The 19,729-nt window shown below is 68.9% G+C and carries 18 protein-coding genes; 8 read left to right on the top strand and 10 right to left on the bottom strand.

Annotated elements, in window-relative coordinates; all coding sequences use genetic code 11:
* The first annotated feature begins 89 nt into the window (after positions 1-89).
* The 4 genes from PV679_RS02770 (at position 90) to PV679_RS02755 (ending at position 5,191) form a co-directional block, all read left to right on the top strand.
* Positions 90-1,697, top strand: coding sequence for an MFS transporter (locus tag PV679_RS02770; RefSeq protein WP_319678585.1), 1,608 nt, complete (start codon positions 90-92; stop codon positions 1,695-1,697).
* Positions 1,698-1,850: 153 nt separating this feature from the next.
* Positions 1,851-2,459: a TetR/AcrR family transcriptional regulator gene (locus PV679_RS02765; RefSeq protein ID WP_319678584.1), complete on the top strand. Its 609-nt coding sequence runs from the start codon at positions 1,851-1,853 to the stop codon at positions 2,457-2,459.
* Between the two features lie 279 nt (positions 2,460-2,738).
* Positions 2,739-3,764: an endonuclease/exonuclease/phosphatase family protein gene (locus PV679_RS02760; RefSeq protein WP_319678583.1), complete on the top strand. Its 1,026-nt coding sequence runs from the start codon at positions 2,739-2,741 to the stop codon at positions 3,762-3,764.
* 170 nt (positions 3,765-3,934) lie between these two features.
* Positions 3,935-5,191, top strand: a complete 1,257-nt coding sequence (locus PV679_RS02755; protein ID WP_319678582.1) for an MFS transporter — start codon at positions 3,935-3,937, stop codon at positions 5,189-5,191.
* On the opposite strand, the gene PV679_RS02750 is transcribed toward PV679_RS02755, so the two are convergent.
* The 5 genes from PV679_RS02750 to PV679_RS02730 all read right to left on the bottom strand — a co-directional run bounded on the left by PV679_RS02750 (position 5,157) and on the right by PV679_RS02730 (position 9,498).
* Positions 5,157-6,917, bottom strand: coding sequence for an NAD+ synthase (locus tag PV679_RS02750; protein WP_319678581.1), 1,761 nt, complete (start codon positions 6,915-6,917; stop codon positions 5,157-5,159). The two genes, PV679_RS02755 and PV679_RS02750, sit on opposite strands and share 35 nt — an antisense overlap.
* 202 nt (positions 6,918-7,119) lie before the next feature.
* The gene (locus PV679_RS02745) at positions 7,120-7,539 is read right to left on the bottom strand and encodes a CBS domain-containing protein (RefSeq protein WP_319678580.1); all 420 of its coding nucleotides are present in this window, start codon (positions 7,537-7,539) and stop codon (positions 7,120-7,122) included.
* A 144-nt stretch (positions 7,540-7,683) separates the two neighbouring features.
* On the bottom strand, positions 7,684-8,373 hold the full coding sequence (locus PV679_RS02740; RefSeq protein WP_319678740.1) for a DUF305 domain-containing protein: 690 nt from the start codon (positions 8,371-8,373) through the stop codon (positions 7,684-7,686).
* A 5-nt stretch (positions 8,374-8,378) separates the two neighbouring features.
* On the bottom strand, positions 8,379-9,026 hold the full coding sequence (locus PV679_RS02735; protein WP_319678579.1) for a DUF3105 domain-containing protein: 648 nt from the start codon (positions 9,024-9,026) through the stop codon (positions 8,379-8,381).
* A 91-nt stretch (positions 9,027-9,117) separates the two neighbouring features.
* Entirely contained in the window at positions 9,118-9,498 is a 381-nt protein-coding gene (locus PV679_RS02730) for a hypothetical protein (protein ID WP_319678578.1), read from the bottom strand.
* A 322-nt stretch (positions 9,499-9,820) separates the two neighbouring features.
* Between PV679_RS02730 and PV679_RS02725 the strand changes: the two genes are divergently transcribed.
* Both PV679_RS02725 and PV679_RS02720 read left to right on the top strand, forming a co-directional pair.
* Positions 9,821-10,381, top strand: a complete 561-nt coding sequence (locus PV679_RS02725) for a MarR family transcriptional regulator (RefSeq protein WP_319678577.1) — start codon at positions 9,821-9,823, stop codon at positions 10,379-10,381.
* Positions 10,382-10,761: 380 nt separating this feature from the next.
* Entirely contained in the window at positions 10,762-12,123 is a 1,362-nt protein-coding gene (locus tag PV679_RS02720; RefSeq protein WP_319678576.1) for a glutamine synthetase family protein, read from the top strand.
* A gap of 238 nt (positions 12,124-12,361) precedes the next feature.
* On the opposite strand, the gene PV679_RS02715 is transcribed toward PV679_RS02720, so the two are convergent.
* On the bottom strand, positions 12,362-13,411 hold the full coding sequence (locus PV679_RS02715; protein WP_319678575.1) for a beta family protein: 1,050 nt from the start codon (positions 13,409-13,411) through the stop codon (positions 12,362-12,364).
* Between the two features lie 297 nt (positions 13,412-13,708).
* On the opposite strand from PV679_RS02715, the gene PV679_RS02710 reads away from it, so the two are divergent.
* Entirely contained in the window at positions 13,709-14,902 is a 1,194-nt protein-coding gene (locus PV679_RS02710) for an esterase-like activity of phytase family protein (RefSeq protein WP_319678574.1), read from the top strand.
* A 292-nt stretch (positions 14,903-15,194) separates the two neighbouring features.
* Here the strand turns inward: PV679_RS02710 and PV679_RS02705 are convergent, their stop codons facing one another.
* From PV679_RS02705 to PV679_RS02695, 3 genes are all read right to left on the bottom strand, one after another.
* A complete protein-coding gene (locus PV679_RS02705) occupies positions 15,195-16,079 on the bottom strand; it encodes a GNAT family N-acetyltransferase (protein WP_319678573.1) in 885 nt (294 codons plus the stop codon).
* A gap of 110 nt (positions 16,080-16,189) precedes the next feature.
* Positions 16,190-16,987: an SDR family oxidoreductase gene (locus tag PV679_RS02700; protein WP_319678572.1), complete on the bottom strand. Its 798-nt coding sequence runs from the start codon at positions 16,985-16,987 to the stop codon at positions 16,190-16,192.
* A gap of 195 nt (positions 16,988-17,182) precedes the next feature.
* Complete coding sequence (locus PV679_RS02695) at positions 17,183-18,202, bottom strand: aldo/keto reductase (protein WP_319678571.1); 1,020 nt, start codon at positions 18,200-18,202, stop codon at positions 17,183-17,185.
* Between the two features lie 194 nt (positions 18,203-18,396).
* On the opposite strand from PV679_RS02695, the gene PV679_RS02690 reads away from it, so the two are divergent.
* Positions 18,397-18,993, top strand: a complete 597-nt coding sequence (locus PV679_RS02690; protein ID WP_319678570.1) for a TetR/AcrR family transcriptional regulator — start codon at positions 18,397-18,399, stop codon at positions 18,991-18,993.
* Positions 18,994-19,116: 123 nt separating this feature from the next.
* On the opposite strand, the gene PV679_RS02685 is transcribed toward PV679_RS02690, so the two are convergent.
* Positions 19,117-19,728 carry a TetR/AcrR family transcriptional regulator gene (locus tag PV679_RS02685; RefSeq protein ID WP_319678569.1) on the bottom strand — a complete coding sequence of 204 codons (612 nt, stop codon included), beginning with the start codon at positions 19,726-19,728 and terminating at the stop codon, positions 19,117-19,119.
* Between the last annotated feature and the right edge of the window lies 1 nt (position 19,729).

Below are 19,729 nucleotides of genomic sequence, written 5' to 3'. Positions count from 1 at the left end.
GGCGCCGGACCCGGCGCCGCGGTCGCCGCACGGTAAAGACTTTCCAATACGAGACGGTCTCGTATCGGAATGCACCTAGTCTGTACGCCATGTCCACACCGTCCGGCGCCCCTGCCGCCGCACCTCGAATACCCGAAGCCGTCCACCGTCGCCGCTGGGCCATCCTGGGCGTCCTCATGTTCAGCCTGCTCATCGTCGTGCTGGACAACTCGATACTGAATGTGGCGGTCAAGACGATCGCCGCTCCCGCACCGACCGGCATCGGCGCCACGCAGAGCGAGCTGGAGTGGGCGATCAACTCCTACACGCTCGTCTTCGCCGGGCTGCTCTTCACCTCGGGCCTCCTCGGTGACCGCATAGGCCGCAAGAAGGTGCTGCTCTTCGGCATACTCGTGTTCGGCCTCGGCTCGGCGCTCGCCGCGATGTCCGGATCGCCCGCCGAACTCATCGGTTACCGCGCCCTGATGGGCTTCGGCGCCGCCTTTGTGATGCCCGCCACTCTCGCCGTCCTGATGAATGTCTTCGAACGCGACGAGCAGCCCAAGGCCATCGGTATCTGGGCCGGCAGCGTGGGCCTCGGCATCGCCATCGGCCCGATCACCGGCGGACTGCTGCTGGAGCACTTCTGGTGGGGCTCGATCTTCCTGGTCAATGTCCCCGTGGTCGTCGTCGCACTGGTCGCGATGGTGCTGCTGGTCCCGGACTCCAGGGATCCCAGGCCGGGCCGGCTCGACCCGCTCGGTGTCGCGCTCTCCGTCGTCGGACTCGTCCTGCTGGTGTACGGCATCATCCGGGGCGGCGAGCTGGCCGACTTCACCGAGCCGACGGTGCTGCTCCCGCTGCTGGGCGGGCTGGCCGTGCTGGCGGTCTTCGTCTGGCACGAGAAGCGCAGCACCCATCCGGCCATCGACGTCAGCTACTTCAAGAAGCCGGCCTTCGCCGCCGCGGTCGCCGCCATCGCGCTGGTCTTCTTCGCGCTGATGGGTGTGACCTTCTTCTCGGCCTTCTATCTGCAGAGCGTGCGCGGCTACAGCGCGCTCCAGTCCGGCCTGCTGATCCTGCCGCTGGCGGCGGCCCAGATGATCTTCGCGCCGCGCGCCCGGCTGGTCGTGGACCGGTTCGGCGCCCGCGTGGTCTGTACGGTCGGCATGCTGCTGGTCGCGGCCGGCCTCGCGGCGTTCGCGCTCTTCGACACCGGCACACCGGTCTGGGTCCTGTGCCTGGTCTTCTTCGTCCAGGGCACCGGAATGGCCCACATCATGCCGCCGGTGACCGTCGCCGTGATGCAGGCCCTGCCCCGCGAGAAGGCCGGTTCCGGCTCGGCGATCAACAACACCTTCCGCCAGGTCGGCGGCGCACTCGGGGTCGCGGTCCTCGGTTCGGTGCTGTCCGCGACGTACCGGGGAGAGATCGAGGGACACCTCGGTGCCGTCCCGGCCGCCGCGCGTGACGCGGCGGGCGAGTCGATCGAGGCGACCCTCGGTGTCGCGGCGAAGCTCGGCCCGGCGGGCAAGCCGCTGATCGGCTCGGCGTACGACGCGTTCCTCGACGCCATGCATGTCACCGCGCTCGGTTCGGCGGCCGTCGCGCTGATCGGCGCCGTGGTGGTCGCGGTGTTCCTGCCGGGACGGCCGCCGGCGGCGAAGCCGGCCGAGGCCAGTGAGGCGCCCGCACCGGCGGAGGCCGCCAGCCACTGAGGCCCGCTCACCGGCGCCGCCGTTCCCGGCCGTCCGTCCCGTGGCAGGGCCGGGACGGACCGGCCGGGACCGGACACCGCCGCTGTGTAAGAGAATCGTCGCAGCGAGTAGTGCGGCGAACGGGCGCGGTGGACGGCAGCGAGAGGGAAACACGTGCAGGAGCATGATCACGAGAAGGAGCACCGCCGCGGCAGGCCACGCAGTGAGGCGGCCGAGCGGGCGATCCTGGACGCCGTCGTGACCCTGCTGGAGGACGGCGTACCGCTGGGCACTCTCTCCATAGAGCGCATCGCCCGCACCGCGGGCGTCGGCAAGGCCACCATCTACCGCCGCTGGCAGGGCAAGGAAGAGCTCTTCGTCGATGTCCTGCGGGAGATCGAGCCGCCCGAGCCCGAGCTGCCCGGCACCTCCGCTCTGGACGATCTGACCGTCATCCTGGAATCACTGCGCAGGCGCGGACTGGCCCAGCGCTCCTCCGTGCTGCTGCACAACGTCTTCGCGGAGATGAAGAGCCGGCCCAAGCTGTGGGGCGAGTACCACAGGATGGTCATAGAGCCACGGCGTATGGCCACGCTGGCCGCCATCCGCCGAGGAGTGGCCACCGGGGAGCTGCGCGACGACCTCGGCGTGGACCTGATGAGCGACATGATCGTCGGTCCGATGCTCGTCCGCACCCTGCACCGGCCCGAGGCGCCGCTCGACGACGATCTGGCCGAACGCATGATCGATGCCGTGCTTCAGGGCCTGACACCGCGGAAGTGAGGCATCCGGGGCCTCCGGCACATACGGGCGTGAAAACGGCGGAACCGGCTTCGTACGGACGGCGAAACGCCCGGCCGGTGCGGCCGATCGTGCCGGAACCGGGCCCGTCCACGCCGTACGCGTTGTGTCACAGCCGCCGGTCATTCATCCTTGATCGGAACCCAGGGCCCCGTCGCTCTCGTCTGTGGCGGTACGGCCGTCCCCCCGACGGCGGAGAAGCGCCCGTACATCGCCTAGGGTCGGTGGCGGGCGTGCACGGCAAGGCAGTGAGGGCAACAGATGACGCAGGAGTACACGGCGCAGTCGGTGACGGCCGGCGGAGAAGACAACCGCTCCGGATCCCGCGTCAGAGCCCTGCTCGGCCGCTGGCGCCGTGATCCGGGAATCTGGCGGCGCGGCGTCGTCCTGGCGGTCCTCGCGGTGCTGGTCGCGCTGCTGATGACCCTGCACGCCCAGATCCCGAACAAGATCGGCAACCTGGGCAGTCTGACCGAGACCTTCCTGCCGTGGCTCGGGCTGTTCGTCCCGCTGCTCCTGGTCCTGGCCCTCGTGCGGCGCTCGGCCACCGCGCTGATCGCGCTGCTGCTGCCGGCCGTGGTCTGGGTCAATCTCTTCGGCGGGCTCCTCACCGACAAGTCCGGCGGCGGCGGCGATCTCATGGTCGCCACGCACAATGTCAACGCCGAGAACCCGGACCCGGAAGGCACCGCACGCGCCATCGCGGACTCCGGAGCGGATGTCGTGGCGCTGGAGGAGCTGAAGGACAGTGCCGTACCGGTGTACGAGAAGGCGCTGACCGGGAAGTACCCGTACCACTCCGTACAGGGCACGGTCGGACTGTGGAGCAGGTATCCGATGACCGCCGCCCGGTCCGTCGACATCCGGCTGGGCTGGGTGCGCGCGATGCGCGCCACGGTCAGCACGCCGCACGGTCAGATCGCCGTGTATGTGGCGCATCTGCCGTCCGTACGGGTCAAGCTGCACGCCGGATTCACCGCCAACCAGCGTGACGACAGCGCGGACGCGCTCGGTGAGGCGATCGCCGACGAACCGCTCGACGAGGTGATCCTGCTCGGCGACCTCAATGGCACGATGAACGACCGGTCGCTCAACGCCGTCACGTCCCAGATGCGCTCGACGCAGGGCGCGGCCGGAGACGGCTACGGTTTCAGCTGGCCCGCGTCGTTCCCGCTGGCACGGATCGACCAGATCATGGTGAGAGGCGTCGAGCCCACGTCGTCGTGGAGCCTGCCGGCGACGGACAGCGACCATCTGCCGCTCGCGGCCCGGGTCGAGCTGCGCTGAGCCTGTCTGGCCGCCAGGCAGGCCTGGCCGCCGGCCTGTCCTCGCGGCGGGTGTTCCCGGAGCGTCCGCCAGTCGCGGAGGTTTGACGCAATCCGGTGTTCATCTGCCGGAACAAACGGCCTGAGAGACTTTGTTCCGTGGAGGTACTTACTACGGAGAGGTCTGTTTCCATGCCCCTGGCCCTGCTGGCCCTAGCTGTGAGTGCCTTTGGCATCGGGACCACCGAGTTCGTGATGATGGGCCTGCTGCCCAATGTCGCCGACGATCTGGGCACATCCGTCCCGACGGCCGGTTATCTCGTCTCGGCGTACGCGATCGGCGTCGTCATCGGCGCCCCGCTGCTCACCGCCGTCGGCTCCCGCATCCCGCGCAAGCGGATGCTTCTGCTGCTGATGGGTTTCTTCGTCGTCGGCAATCTCGCCTCCGCGCTCGCGCCCGGCTTCGGCTGGCTGCTGGCGGGCCGGCTGCTCGCCGGACTGCCGCACGGCGCGTTCTTCGGCGTGGGCGCCGTCGTCGCCGCCAGGCTGGTGAGCGAGGGCCGGCAGGCGCGGGCCGTCGCGACCATGTTCCTCGGGCTGACCGTCGCGAACATCGTCGGTGTCCCGGCCGCCACTCTGCTCGGCCAGCATCTCGGCTGGCGGGCCACCTTCCTGGTCGTCACGGTCATCGGCCTGGTCTCGATGCTGGCGCTCGCCCGGCTCGTCCCGTACGTGCCCGTCGACGCGCGCCAGAGCGTGGGCCGGGAGCTGCGGGCCCTCGGCAACCGCCAGGTGCTGCTCGGACTGGCGACGGCGGTCTTCGGCTTCGGCGGTGTCTTCGCCGTGTACTCCTATCTCGCCTCGATGACGACCGAGGTCATGGGCTTCGGTGAGTCCTCCGTGACGCTGGTCCTCGCGCTCTTCGGCATCGGTATGACACTGGGCGCGCTCGCGGCGGGACCGCTCACGGACCGCGCGCTGCGGCCCACGCTGTACGGCTCGCTCGGCACGCTCGCCGTGGTGCTGGTCGCCTTCCGTTTCACCGCGCAGGTGCAGTGGGCGGCGCTGGTGACGGTGGTGGTGCTCGGCGCGGTCGGCTTCATGACGACCACTCCGCTCCAGATGCTGGTCATGCGGAAGGCCAAGGACGCTCCGACGCTCGCCTCCGCCTCCAACCACTCGGCCTTCAACCTCGCCAACGCGGGCGGCGCCTGGCTCGGCGGCGCGGCCATCGCGGCGGGCTGGGGCTGGATGTCTCCGACGCTGGTCGGCGCGGTGCTGGCGGTCGTCGGGCTGGCCATCGCGGTGACGGCCGGGCTGCTGGACCGAGGTGGCGCGGGCGAGCGGGAGACGACGGCGGGGGCCTCCCGCGTGGTCGCGGAAGGCCCCCGGCCGCAGGAGCGGGAGAGCGGGATCAGCTCGTTGTCGACTCCCGCCAGTGGTTCGTGATCGGCAGTCGCCGGTCCTTGCCGAAGCCCTTCGCCGAGATCTTGGTGCCCGGCGGGTACTGGCGCCGCTTGTACTCCGCCGTGTCCACCATCCGGAGCGTCTTCGTGACCATCTCTTCGTCGAAGCCCGCCGCGACGATCGCGTCCTTGCCCTGGTCGCGGTCGACGTACAGCTCCAGGATCCGGTCCAGTACGTCGTAGTCCGGCAGCGAGTCCGTGTCGACCTGGCCGGGCCGCAGCTCGGCGCTCGGCGGCTTCGTGATGGAGCTCTCCGGGATCGGCGGGATCTGGCCGCGCTCCTCGGCGGCGCGGTTGCGCCACCGGGCGAGCCGGAAGACCGCCGTCTTGTAGACGTCCTTGATCGGGCCGTACGCGCCGACGGAGTCTCCGTACAGCGTCGAATAACCCACCGCCAGCTCGGACTTGTTGCCCGGCGCGAGCACGATCTGACCCTCCTGGTTGGAGAGCGCCATCAGCGTCGTACCGCGCAGCCGTGACTGGAGGTTCTCCTCCGCGAGTCCGGTGAGCGCCAGCGAGTCCATGTACGCGTCGAACATCGGCTCGATCGGCACCGTACGGAAGTTGAGCCCGGTACGGCGGGCCAGCTCGGCGGCGTCACCCTTGGAATGGTCCGAGGAGTACTTGGACGGCATGGACACGCCGTACACGTTCCGCGCACCGAGCGCGTCGCAGGCGATGGCGGCGACGAGCGCCGAGTCGATACCGCCGGAGAGGCCGATCAGGACGGACCGGAAGCCGTTCTTCGCGGCGTACGCGCGCAGCCCCACGACGAGCGCGGAGTAGATCTCCTCGTCGTCGTCGAGACGGTCCGCGTAGCCACCGGTCAGCTCGGGCTCGTAGGCCGGCACGGGATCCTCGGAGAGGACGACCCGGTCGATCCGGAGACCGTCGTCCACCACGCCGGACGGCGGCTCGGCGGCGGCCGCCGGCAGATCGAGATCCAGGACGACACAGCCCTCGGCGAACTGCGGCGCACGGGCGATGACTTCGCCGTCCTTGTCGACGACGATCGAGTCGCCGTCGAAGACCAGCTCGTCCTGGCCGCCGATCATCGCGAGATAGGCGGTGGTGCAGCCGGCCTCCTGAGCCCGCTTGCGCACCAGCTCAAGGCGGGTGTCGTCCTTCTCCTTCTCGTACGGCGAGGCGTTGATGGAGAGCAGCAGCCCGGCCCCGGCGGACCTGGCGGCCGGCACCCGGCCGCCGTCCTGCCAGAGGTCCTCACAGATCGCGAGCGCGATATCGACACCATGGACCCGGATCACCGGCATGGTGTCGCCCGGCACGAAGTACCGGAACTCGTCGAAGACGCCGTAGTTCGGCAGATGGTGCTTGGCGAAGTTCAGCACGACGGCGCCGCGGTGCAGTACGGCGGCGGCGTTCCGCGGGGCACCGGCCGGCTGGCCGTACCGCGGCTGGGCCGTCTCGGAGCGGTCGAGGTAGCCGAGGACGACGGGGATCTCTCCGAAGCCCTCCTCGTCCAGCCGCGCCGCGAGCGCGCTCACGGCGGCCCGGGACGCCTCGACGAACGACGACCGCAGGGCCAGATCCTCGACGGGGTAGCCGGTCAGCACCATCTCGGGGAACGCGATGACATGCGCTCCCTGCTCGGCGGCGTGCCGGGTCCAGTGCACGATCGCCTCGGCGTTCGCGGCGAGATCGCCGACGGTCGAGTCGATCTGATTCAGAGCGAGGCGTAGTTGAGGCACGCGCTCCAGTGTAATCGTCTGTCTGACGCGATCTTCCGGCCCGGCGATGTGGTCCGTCCCACTCGCCGGCGGTCACGGACACAGCGGCCCGGAGCCGTGACCGCCGTGCCCGTGACCGCCGTGCCCGTGACCGCCGGGTCCGCGGACGGCCACGGACGGTCAGTCACGGGCCCCGGGCCGTACCGCGCCGAGGTGGCGGCGGTCAGTCGTTCGAGTAGACCCGCTCCGCCCACCCGGCGATCTGGATCTCGGTGAGATGGCGAGCGAGATCGGCCTCGCTGATGATCCCGACGAGACGCTTGTCCTCGATCACCGGAAGCCGGCGGATCTGATGGCTCTGCATTTCCATCAGTACTTCGTCCACGTCCGCGTTCGAGTCGATCCAGCGCGGTGTGCCCTGCGCCATCTCGCCCGCGGTGATCTTCGACGGATCGTGGCCCTGGGCCACACAGCCGACGACGATGTCGCGATCCGTGAGGATGCCGGTCAGCCGCTCGTCCGAGTCGGCTATCGGCAGCGCGCCCACATCCAGCTCGCGCATGAGCTGAGCGGCGCGGTCGAGGGTCTCGTGCGCGGGGATCCACTGGGCCCCGGGATGCATCATGTCTTTGGCGGTGGTCATGGGTCCGTACCTCCAGAGTGGCGTCACCCCCGAGCCAAATCCATCATCGTAGGGCCGTTCGGGTGACGCGACTCGTGGCGACCGAACGGGTGAGCGATCCGGGACGGAGGCCGCCGGTTCTCTCGAACCGGCGGCCTCGCCTGGTCAGCCCTCGCGCGGCTTCGCGCCCCGCTCCTTCAGCAGGTCGGCCATCAGACCGAGCTCCGCCTGCTGAGCCGCGACCATGCCCTCGGCCAGATTCCGCTCCGTACCGACCGTGCACATCCGGGCACAGCCCTGCGCCATCGAGACGCCGCCCTTGTGGTGGTCGGTCATCAACTGGAGATAGAGGATCTCGGCCTGCTTGCCACGGGCCCCGCGGAGCCGCTCCAGCTCCGTGTTGGTGGCCATGCCCGGCATCAGTGAGCCGTCGTGGGCCTGGTGCCCGGCCTGTCCATGGTCCATCCCGGCGCCGTCACCCGGCCCCATGTCCATGTCCATCGGCATCCGCATCCAGGCCATCGGCTCCTGGTCCGCCTGGACCTTCGGCAGTCCCCACATGTCCAGCCAGCCCAGCAGCATGCCGCGCTGGTTGGCCTGGGTGTTGGCGATGTCGTACGCCAGCCGGCGCACATCCTCGTCGTCCGTGCTGTCCCGCACGATGAAGGACATCTCCACCGCCTGCTGGTGATGGACCGCCATGTCACGGGCGAAGCCCGCTTCCACGGAGTCCGCCGCCGGGTCACGGGGCGCCGCCGGGCCGTCGTCACGTCCGGCGCCGACCACTGTCGCCGTACCGGCGAAGAGCAGCGCCAGCACGACGGCGGTGATCGCGGCCCACTGCGTGCGCGTCACGGCGGTCACTGCGCGCCCATTCCACCCGTGCAGGCGGCGCCCGGCTCAGGAGTCCCGGGGCCCTGGACATGCTTCGTGAGGAACTGGTCCACTCGCGGGTCCGAGGCGCTGTCCACCGAGACCTGCTTGCCCCACGCGCTCAGCATGATCACACCGGACTGGTCCTTCACCGGGCTCATCAGCGAATACGGGGTCTTCTCGACCTTCGAGCCGAGGGCCTTCACATCGGCGTCGCCGGCCTTGTCGTTGTACGTGACCCAGACGGCGCCGTGCTCCAGCGAGTGAACCGCGTTCACCTCGGGGATCGCGTCCTTGTAGACGTCACCGTCGCAGTTCATCCAGACCTGGTTGTGGTCACCGCCCACCGGGGGCGTCATCGGGTACTTGACCGCCTCGGTGACATGGTTGCGGCTGAGCTTCTTGGCGTCCCAGGACTTCTCGTCCTTTATGGGCGCCTTGGCCGCCGCCTGCTCCTGCTCCTTCTTGTCGGACTCCTTGTTGAGGACGAAGGCGCCGAAGCTGACGAGGCCCGCGACCACCACGGCGCTCACCGTGATCGTGATGATGCGATTGCGCCGCTCGCGGGCCTGCTCGGCGCGGCGCATCTGCTCTATTCGGGCCTTGCGCTCGGCCGACTGGGACTTGGAAGCCATGGTGTGTGTCCTTCTGCGATAACTGCGGAACGCGGATGACCGCGGAACGGAAATCTGGAGATTCGGGAACCCGGTGCGGGTGCGGGCCCGGCTACGTCCGCAGTACTTGAAGGACGTGGAGGTCCGGCGCGCGGATGAGCGGGCCGGAGCGGGGCACCTGGCCGGTGCGGTACGGCGGTTCACGGTGCGGAAGCGGGACATCGGTGGCCGCCGGAGCGGCCGGCGGCGGTACGGTGAGCACGGCCGGGCTGAGATGCGGGAAGAGCCCGCAGTCGCCGTTGTCGTACGGGCAACTGAACTCGGCCTCCGCCTGCGCGGGAGCGACCGAGACGAGGCGGGAACGCTCCTGGTGATGGGCCTCTCCGGTACCGGTGTCGGGGCCCAGACAGACAAAGAGCGCGGCGAACAGCGTCGCCACGGCACTCACCAGTGCCATGGGACGCGTGATGCCTGTGCGACGCGGTCTCCCCATGAGCGCAGATCGTAGTGGGCGCATCCCTGTCGGCAGCAGGGAGGAGCCGCCTCACCGGCTGGATCCGGCCTCCGGGCCGCCCGCAATCCGGTATAAACCGGACGCAGGTGCGATCCGAACCGGACACCGGCGCGGCACGGTCCTGGCACCGCCGTCGTACGGACCCGTCGACTCGCGTCCTGAGGACGGGCGCCGACGGGGTGCGGACCGGGCGCCGACGAGGTACGGACCGGACGCCGACGAGGTACGGACCGGTCGCCGACGAGGTACGGACCGGACGCCGACGGGGTACGGACCGGTCGCCGGCACGGTACAAAGAGGCATGGCCGATCATCCGGAGTCACCACCGACGCACTCCCCGGCGCCCGCACAGGGAAGCACGGACGACGTCGACGCGGTGACCCATGCCCTGCTGACCGCCTCCCGGCTGCTGGTCACGGTCTCCGCCCGCTCGCTCTCGGCGGTGGCGGACCGGGTCACTCTGCCGCAGTTCCGGCTGCTGGCGGTGCTCGCACGCCATGGCGACGCCAAGCTGGTGGAGGTCGCCGAGCGGCTGGGCGTCAACCCTTCCACCGCCATGCGCATGCTGGACCGGCTGATCGTCGCGGGCCTGGCGACCCGGCAGAGCAACCCGGACAACCGCCGCGAGACGATGCTGCGACTGACTCCGGACGGCCGAAGGCTGGTAGAGGACGTCTCGGAAGCCCGCCACCGCGAGATCTCGGCGATCGTCGAGCGGCTGGATCCCGGGCAGCGCGCGGCTCTGGTCGGAGCGCTGACCGCGTTCACCGAGGCGGGCGGCGCGCCGGCCGTCCCGGACGACGACGCGGAACCGTACCCGCTGGGCTGGTCGGACACTCACGCACGCCACCACGACGGCTGACGGCGACCGGCGAGAAACGACCGGCGAGGCGGCTGGCAGGAAATGACCGGCGAGAGCAATCGGCGAGAGTGACCGGCGAGAGCAATCGGCGAGAGCGGCCGACGAGGCGGCCGGCGGGAAACGACCGGCGAGAGCGGCCGATATGTGGACGGAAGCCTTCCACGCGCCGGGTTCAGGACCATGGATTGCGGTCACCTGTTACATGGGCAGCGGACGTACAGGCACTATGGGCAGAGACTCGTACACGCGCGCGACGCGAAGCGTTGGACGAGGGTTCGCAACGCGCCGGAAATCGTGTGGTGGGATGCTCGTGTGCCCCAGGGTGCCCCGCGGCATGGGAGCAGGTGGCCTGACCAGCAAGGATGGGTAGGACAGCAGATATGGACAAGCAGCAGGAATTCGTGCTTCGTACGCTTGAGGAGCGCGACATCCGCTTCGTGCGCCTCTGGTTCACCGATGTGCTTGGCTTCCTGAAGTCGGTCGCCGTGGCGCCCGCCGAGCTGGAGCAGGCCTTCGACGAGGGCATGGGCTTCGACGGCTCCGCGATCGAGGGATTCGCGCGAGTGTACGAATCCGACATGATCGCCAAGCCTGATCCGGGCACCTTCCAGATCCTGCCCTGGCGCGCCGAGGCTCCCGGTACGGCCCGGATGTTCTGCGACATCCTGATGCCCGACGGCTCGCCGTCCTTCGCGGACCCGCGCTATGTGCTCAAGCGGATGCTCGCCAAGACCTCGGACCTCGGCTTCACCTTCTACACCCACCCCGAGATCGAGTTCTTCCTCCTGAAGGACAAGCCGGTCGACGGCACCCGGCCCACACCTGCCGACAGCTCCGGCTACTTCGACCACACTCCGCAGAACGTGGGCATGGACTTCCGGCGCCAGGCGATCACGATGCTGGAATCCATGGGAATCTCCGTGGAGTTCAGCCACCACGAGGGCGCGCCGGGCCAGCAGGAGATCGATCTGCGATACGCGGACGCGCTCTCCACCGCGGACAACATCATGACCTTCCGCCTGGTCATGAAGCAGGTGGCGCTGGAGCAGGGCGTGCAGGCCACCTTTATGCCGAAGCCGTTCTCGGAGTACCCGGGCTCGGGCATGCACACCCACCTCTCGCTCTTCGAGGGCGACCGCAACGCCTTCTACGAGTCGGGCGCGGAGTACCAACTCTCCAAGGTCGGCCGGTCCTTCATCGCCGGTCTGCTCAAGCACGCCGCCGAGATCTCGGCCGTCACCAACCAGTGGGTCAACTCGTACAAGCGCATCTGGGGCGGCTCCAGCCGCACCGCCGGCTCGGGCGGCGAGGCTCCGTCGTACATCTGCTGGGGCCACAACAACCGCTCCGCGCTGATCCGCGTCCCGATGTACAAGCCCGGCAAGACCGGCTCCGCACGCGTCGAGGTCCGCTCCATCGACTCCGGCGCCAATCCCTATCTGACCTACGCGGTGCTGCTCGCCGCGGGCCTCAAGGGCATCGAGGAGGGCTACGAACTCCCGGCGGGCGCCGACGACGACGTCTGGGCCCTCACCGACGCCGAACGCCGCGCGATGGGCATCGAGCCCCTCCCGCAGAACCTCGGCGAGGCGATCTCCCTGATGGAGCGCAGCGAACTGGTCGCCGAGACGCTTGGCGAGCATGTCTTCGACTTCTTCCTGCGCAACAAGAAGCAGGAGTGGGAGGAGTACCGGAGCGAGGTCACGGCCTTCGAACTCCGCAAGAACCTCCCGGTGTTGTAGCCGCCCGGCCACAACACACCGGCGTTGCTCCGGGCCGGCGGTCGTGCACCGTCGGCCCGCAGTCGTATCGTTCCCGACGTCACGCGGCCACGTTGTCCTGGGATCCGGGAAGCCAAGTGCGGCAGCGGCTCATCAGCCGATAACTCGTCGGCGACCCGCACCCGTCGCGGGGCCGAAGGGCTGCGACCTCGCACTGGCGTCTTTGCTCTCCCAGTTCCCTACACGGTCCTCGCGTTGTTCAGGGTGTCCCCAGGGAAGCGAGTGAATTGGCCACCACCGCCAGGTGGTGCGACGTGGCCCATGCGCGCCACTCTGAGGCGGCTCCTGCCTTGGCACGGTGGCCATGGGCGCAGAGAGCGAACTGTTGATCTCCCCAAGACGTGGCTTCGCCCTGAGCGGCCCAGTGATCGGACTCCAGTAGGTGCGCGCAGAGGGCGAAGAAGTCGTCATTGCCCGGCCGACGTTGGGACGCCACGTAGACCTGCCAGTCTTCGCCCACCGTGTACCGAAGATTCGGAGAACCTCGCCAGCCTTTCGCCGGCATCGCCGGATGGCTGACGCCGTAGTCCCCGAAGACCGGGGGAGTGCCCTCGAAGCTACGGGCGACCTTGTGCCACAAGGCGGTCTCCCAGCGATGAAGCCGATTTGGGCGGTCGCGGGGCAGCCGAGCGAGAGTCTGAGGGAAGGACCCGCCGGCCGTCACCACCTGGCGCCAGGGCGCGGTGCGCGCCCAGTCCAAGGCATGCAGCATGGCGGGCACTGCCTGGGCGACCGCGACGTCGGAAGGGACATAACCCGCGTCCAGCACAAGGTCCACCTGTTCGGGAGTGATCCCGAGCGCGTGCAGTGCGCGGCGCACTTCGTGTGAGATGGCGGACGAATCCGCCGGGAGCGCGACGATGTCGAGCCGCAGCATGGCTCCTAGGCCGTGGGCGCGGTGGACGTCTCGCACTTCCCTCAAGGCTCCCGGAGGATCAAAAACACGGAAGACAGGCACCATGGGAAGAAGCCATGCGCCGAATGCCTCGCTGAGCCAGTTCATCGAGTGCCCGGTGAAGAATCCTCCGACCGGACCAGCATGCCAAAGAGCCCCGCAATCCACGGCGACTTCGAGTCCCTTCGGTAACTCTTTCCAGGCATGTTTTCGAAACGTCTCCAGGACATCTCGCCGACCTTCGTCCGGAACGACTTCGAGCACGGGACGGATCTGTGCCTGAACCTCCGGTGCCACCTTGCCAAGTGCGGTGAACTCGCCTCGCTTGCCTTTCAGGATCGGTACGTACGTCATCGGCCGCCCCCCACCGAGCCGCTGCGCCTACCCCTGCCGGGGTTCTCTCTCAGCGTGACTTCGGAAGTGAGCACTGAACAGAGCGCGAACCAGACAGACCGTCATCAGACGGCGGAAGGCGAGGCCGACGTCGCGTAGCGGCGCGTTTCTCCGCCTCGTGCTTCAGATCGCGCGGCCACGCGTCCAGTGGGCACGCCGGACTTGGGGCCCGCCGAGGACGGAGGGGCCGTATGCCGGTCGTACTCGGGTCGCCTCCTGTTGGGTCGTCCGTCATGCGCCACCTCTACCGTCCGCCGCATGAAGAAGCTTCTGATCACGCTGAGCGCTGCCGCGCTGACCATGGGTCTCGCCGCTCCGGCGATGGCCGACCGCGGCCACGCGGACTTCGGCCAGGCCACGCTGACCGGATTCGCGTCGCTTCCGGCCGAGACGTTCGTGCCCGGCAGCGCGCCGTCCGGTTCCGCTCTCGGAACCGCACCGAACAACGGGATCACGGCACCGTTCGCCGGCCAGCCCGTGCAGGGATTCAGCGGGATCCTCAACAGGCACGACGGCACCTTCGACGTGCTGTCCGACAACGGCTACGGCAACAAGGCCAACAGCGCCGACTTCCTGCTCCGCGTCCACCACATCAAGCCGGACGCGCGGAGCGGAAAGGTCAAGGTGCTGGGCGGTTTCAACCTGAGCGACCCGCACCGCCGTGTGCCGTTCGCGCTCACACGGGCCGACCGGGTGCTGACCGGCGCCGACTTCGACGTCGAGTCCATCGTGCGGGCCTCAGACGGTACGTACTGGATGGGCGAGGAGTTCGGCCCGTTCCTGCTGCACTTCTCGTCGAAGGGACAGCTCCTCCAGGCCCCGATCCCGCTCAAGGGCGTGCGGGCGCCGGAGAATCCGTATCTGAACGGCGACAAGCCCAACCTGGCGAGCAGCAAGGGCTTCGAGGGCATGGCCCGCTCGGTCGACGGCCGCCACCTCTACCCGCTGCTTGAGGGCACGGTGGACGGAGACGAGCCCGGCGACCTGCGCCTGAACGACTTCGACCTCCGCAAGGAGCGTTACACGGGCAAGCACTGGGTCTACCGCCTCGACTCGCCTTCGAACGCCATTGGCGACGCCATCGCCGTGGACAGCCACCGCTTCCTGATCATCGAGCGTGACGGCGGTGAAGGCGATGCCGCCGCGTTCAAGCGCATCTACCTGGCTGACAACCGCGACCGCGACCACGACGGCGTCATGGACAAGACGCTGGTGGTCGATCTGCTGAACGTGGCGAACCCGAAGGGGCTCGGCGGCTTCGGAAAGACCTTCCGCTTCCCGTTCACCACGATCGAGGACGTGGTTCTGCTCGACGACCAGACGCTGGCCGTCATGAACGACAACAACTTCCCGTTCTCCAACGGCCGTACGCCGGGCAAGCCGGACAACAACGAGTTCATCACCGTGCGGCTCGCACACCGCCTGGACGCCGACAGGCGCGCGTTCAACTGATACGCGTTGTCCGGCCGTCGGCGGCCACCGTGCGGTCTTGGCGAGGCGAGAGGATCGTCGCCTCAGGATCGCGCGGTGGCCGCGTGTCATTGCGCGGGCGGCAGCCGACTCCCGGCCGGGGGCCGGGAGTCGGCCCACTGGGCGGCGTGGCGTGATGCTGTGGTGCAACAAGACGGTCTGGGCCGAGGTTGATCTTGGCTGTTGAGCCCGTCCCACCGGATCGAGGTCTCCGCGACCCGGCGCTCCAGGACCCGGACCGGCCCGACCTCAGAAGCTTCAAGAAGCGGACCGGTCACTCCTCCGGCCGCGCCTCCATGAATGTGGCGGCATGGCGGAAGCCCAGCCGGGCGTAGATCCGCGCCACTGTCTCGTCCGTCGCGCACAGAAACACCGTCTTCACGCCGAGGCCGCGCGCCTCGGCCGCCAGCGCCGCGGTGACCGCGAGCGCCAGGCCCCGGCGGCGGGCGGCCGGGAGTGTGGCGACGGCACACAGCTCGGTGACGCCTCCGACGGGCCTTGGGAACAGGCCCGAGCAGAGCGCGAGTCCGTCCTCGATCGCCGCCACCACCGTGGTGCGGCCCGCGCGGATACGGTCCGCCGTCCTGGTGATTTCGGCGGTGTACGCGGGAATCGCCTCGGCCAGTTCGGCGGCGCCCGTCTCGCCGATGTGCGTACCCAGCTCGGCGAAGGCCAGCCATGGAGTGGTGACGGCGCTCGGGAGGCAGGGGTCGTCCGGTGTCAGCGTCCGGACGGCTGTCCCGGTCGGTACGGTACGGGCCGCCGGCACCGGCGCGGCCTCGGGAAGCACCAGCAGCGGGCGCGCCTCGACCCGGAGTCCGGCCTCCTCGGCGGCTTTCCGCAGGCCGGGCGTGGTCTGCGCGACCCATTCGAAGGTTTCCGGTAGGGACAGCTCGCGCTGGCGGGCGCGCACCCGCCGGACATCGGCGGCGGTGACCGGGCTGCCCGGCCGACCACGGGTCGGCCGGGCATGGAGCGGCGGGCCCGAGCCGTCGCGGACAAAGAGAGTCAGCGGCCCGAAGTCCTCGGCCCGCGCGTCCGGCCGGTGGAGAGCGTCCTGATAGTGGTCGATACGGTCCAGCAGAGCGTGGTCGTGGGCGAGGTCACGGCCGCTGCCGCTGTTCGTATCGCTGTTGCTCGTGCGGTTCGCGGTGGTCACGCGGGCAGACAATCACCTTGTGCACATCGCGACCACTGAGTTACGCGACCACTGAGTTATGGGAGCCCTGAGCTACGGGAGCCCTGAGTTACGCGACCACTCACTCCGGCTCAGGCGTCGTACCAACCGCCGTCGATCCGCAGGGTGGTGCCTGTGATGTATTCCGACATGGGGCTGGCCAGATAGGCGACAAGGCCGGCGAAGTCGCGCGGTCGGCCGATGCGTCCGACGTCGTTGGGCGAGAGCGCTTCGACCAGGTTGGGCTCGATCTGCTCCCAGGTGTCGCCCCAGCCGTTCTGCTTGCCCATATGGGTCAGGGCCTCCCGCACCGCGGGGACGAGGATGCCTCCCGCCGCCACCGCGTTCGATGTCACTCCGGAATGCTTCACATCACGCGCGAGAGACTTGGCCAGGTTGTTCCGGGCGGCATTGGAAGCCGCGTAATGCGGCTGGCTCGACTGCGGCAGATGGCCCGTGACACTGCTGATCTGGATCACTCGGCCCCAGTGCCGATCACGCATTCCGGGAACGATGCGCTGAATCATCCGGACACTGGAGACAACATTGATGTTGTAAATGTCAGCCCATTCTCCGGGTGAGGTGCTCTCCCATACCGCGGTGGGTTTGTAGACGCCGACATTGTTCACAAGAATGTCGATGGGACCGGCCTTGAGCGCCGCGGCGGCGACCGTGTCGGCGCCTTCGTCCGTGCCGAGATCACCGATCGCGACGGTTGCCTCGCCGGCTGCCTCGCGGATGGCCTTGGCCACCGCCGCGGTTCTCGCCTCGTCCCGTCCGTGCACGACGACGGAAGCGCCCTCGGCCGCCAGCAGCCTGGCGATTTCCTCGCCGAGACCGCTGCTCGATCCTGTGACCAATGCCCTCTTGCCGGCGAGCTGAAGATCCATCTGCTTCTTCCTTCCTTCGGCGCACCACGCGCGCGGTGCTCCACGGCATGGGCCCGAAGGGGTTTCCCGCAGGTGGGATGCCTCTGTTCGGCGGGGCCGTGCCTCGCGTCCAAAGTGCACTCCAAAAAATAGACCCGCAAGTCCAAAAATCAGGATCCGGCCCGTGTCACCAGTTCCAGCGGCGACTCGACGCGCTCAGCGGCGCCGCAGTGACGGGTCCAGCAGCGCGGGCGGAGTGTCGTGCTTCTCGTGTGCGGCGAGATCGGTACCCGGAGGGACGATCGCGTCGATCGCGTCCAGTACGTCGGCGGAGAGCACGGTGTCCGCGGCGGCGAGCTGTGAACGCAGGTGGTCCAGCGTGCGCGGACCGATGATCGCGGCGGTCACGGCGGGATGCGCGGTCACGAAGCCGAGCGCGAGCTGGATCATGGTCAGCCCGGCCTCGTCGGCGACCTCGGCCAACCGCTCGACGGCATCGAGCCTGGCCCGGTTGGAGGGAATGGCGGTGTCGAAGCGCTGCGGCATGAACGTTGAGCGGCTGGTGGTGATCTCCTGGCCCGCGCGGATCGCGCCCGACAGCCAGCCCGAAGCCAACGGGCTCCACGCCAGCACACCGAGCCCGTACTGCTCGGTCACGGGCAGAACATGGGTCTCGATACCGCGCTGCAGGATCGAGTAGCTGGGCTGCTCGGTGACATAACGGCTCAGGTGATGCTCGCGGGCGGCCCACTGCGCCTGCACGAGGCGGTAGGCCGGGAAAGTCGAGGAGCCGAAGTAACGGATCTTTCCCGCGCGCCGCAGGTCGGTCAGCGCCGACAGAGTCTCCTCGTCGCTGGTGCTCGGGTCCCATCGGTGGATCTGGTAGAGATCGACGTGGTCGACACCGAGGCGGCGCAGGCTGTTGTCCAGCTCGGTGACCAGCCAGCGGCGCGAACTGCCCTGGTGGTTGCGCTCCTCGCCCATGGGCATGTTCGCCTTCGTGGCCAGCACGATGTCGTCGCGGCGGCCGGAGATGGCTTTGCCGACCATCTCCTCCGACTCGCCGTCGCCGTATATGTCGGCGGTGTCGATGACATTGATCCCGGCCTCAAGAGCGGCATCGACGATGGCGGTGGCCTCGTCCTGGGTGGTGCGCCCGATCTTGCCGAAGTTCATCGCGCCGAGCGCGAGAGAGCTGACCTGCACGCCGGTGCGGCCCAAAGTGCGGTACTGCATGACTGTGTTCCTCCGTCGCGGATGAAGCCTGGTGGCATCGCGTGGTGGCAATGCGAGGCTTGGTTACCGGGCCCGTGCTCTGACATCATGGGCAAGCGGAACCTTGTTCCGGTAACGATACGGAACGTCGTTCCGTTTGGCTAGCCCGGCAGCGGAACCCGGCAGCGGAACCCGGCAGCGGAAGGAGTGGCGCGGTGAACGACAGCGACGAGGGCGCGGGGCAGGCGGCCCGGTCCAAGCGGGCGGACGCCCGGCGTAACAAGGAGACGCTGCTCGACGCGGCCGCCGCGGTGTTCGTCACGTCAGGCGTGGAAGCGCCGGTACGTGACATCGCGGCCAAGGCCGGTGTCGGGATGGGCACGATCTACCGCCACTTTCCGACGCGAGCGGATCTCATCATCGCCGTCTACCGGCATCAGGTGGAGGCATGCGCCGAGGCCGGTCCAGCCCTGCTGGCGACCAGCGCGACTCCGCACGCGGCACTGGGACGATGGATCAACCTCTTCGTTGATTTCCTGGTCACCAAGCACGGACTCGCGGCCGTGCTGCAGTCCGACAACGCCGGCTTCGACGCGCTGCACACCTACTTCCTCGACCGCCTCGTGCCCGTGTGCACTCAGTTGCTCGGCGCCGCGGTCGCCGCCGGCGACATCCGCTCCGACACGGACGCCTACGAACTCATGCGCGGCGTCGGGAACCTCTGCATCGGCGGGGACAACGATTCCCGCTACGACCCACGCCACATGGTCGAGCTGCTTGTCGCGGGACTGCTTCAACCGCGCTCGGCCTGATCTGATGCCCGTGGACGCGGCCGCGCCCATGGCGCCGAATCGGCCGACCGCCGGTCATGACCGACGAACAGGTGCGTCCGGACGGACGCAGCGTTCCGTCCGCGTCGGCGACCGGTGCGGCGATCAGTCCGCGACGGGCCGGCCGGTCGCCTGAAGCTGCCTGATGCCCCAGTCGAGCGCGGCCTTGAGATGGGTCGGCTCTCCGGTGGACAGCATGATCGACACTCCGCCCTGGATGCCGGCGAGAAGCGCCGCGGCGGCCTCGTCCACGTCGAGCGACGCCGACAGATGACCCTGACGCCGCAACGACCGGATCCCGGTGGCGAGATACTCCTGCCACTCCCGCATGAGCTGGATGACGATCGCACGGGCCCCGGGCGTGGAGCGTCCGACGTGCGCGAACAGCGAGCCCAGCGGGCAGGTGTCGCCCTGTGCCGTGTACCTCTCGACGACGACGTCACGCCACCGGTACCACGCCTCCCAGGAGTCGAGCGCTCCCAGGTGCGGCTGCTGGTCGTCCAGCACCCGGTCCGCCTCGTACCGCGCGGCGGCGAGCAGCAGGTCCTCCCTGCCGCCGGGAAAGTAGTGAAAGAGCTGGCCCTTGCTCGTACCGGTGCGCAGACAGATGTCGTCCAGGGTCGCCGTGGCGACGCCTCTCTCCAGCAGGACCTCGGCGGCACCGGCGACGATACGCGCCCGTGTGGCCTCGCCCTTCGCCGTCAGAATCCGGCTCAAC

Origin of the sequence: Streptomyces sp. AK02-01A (assembly GCF_033795305.1) — a bacterium.
Classification (GTDB): domain Bacteria; phylum Actinomycetota; class Actinomycetes; order Streptomycetales; family Streptomycetaceae; genus Streptomyces.
Note: the sequence above shows the minus strand (reverse complement) of the source record. Positions and strands in the feature narration are given on the sequence as shown.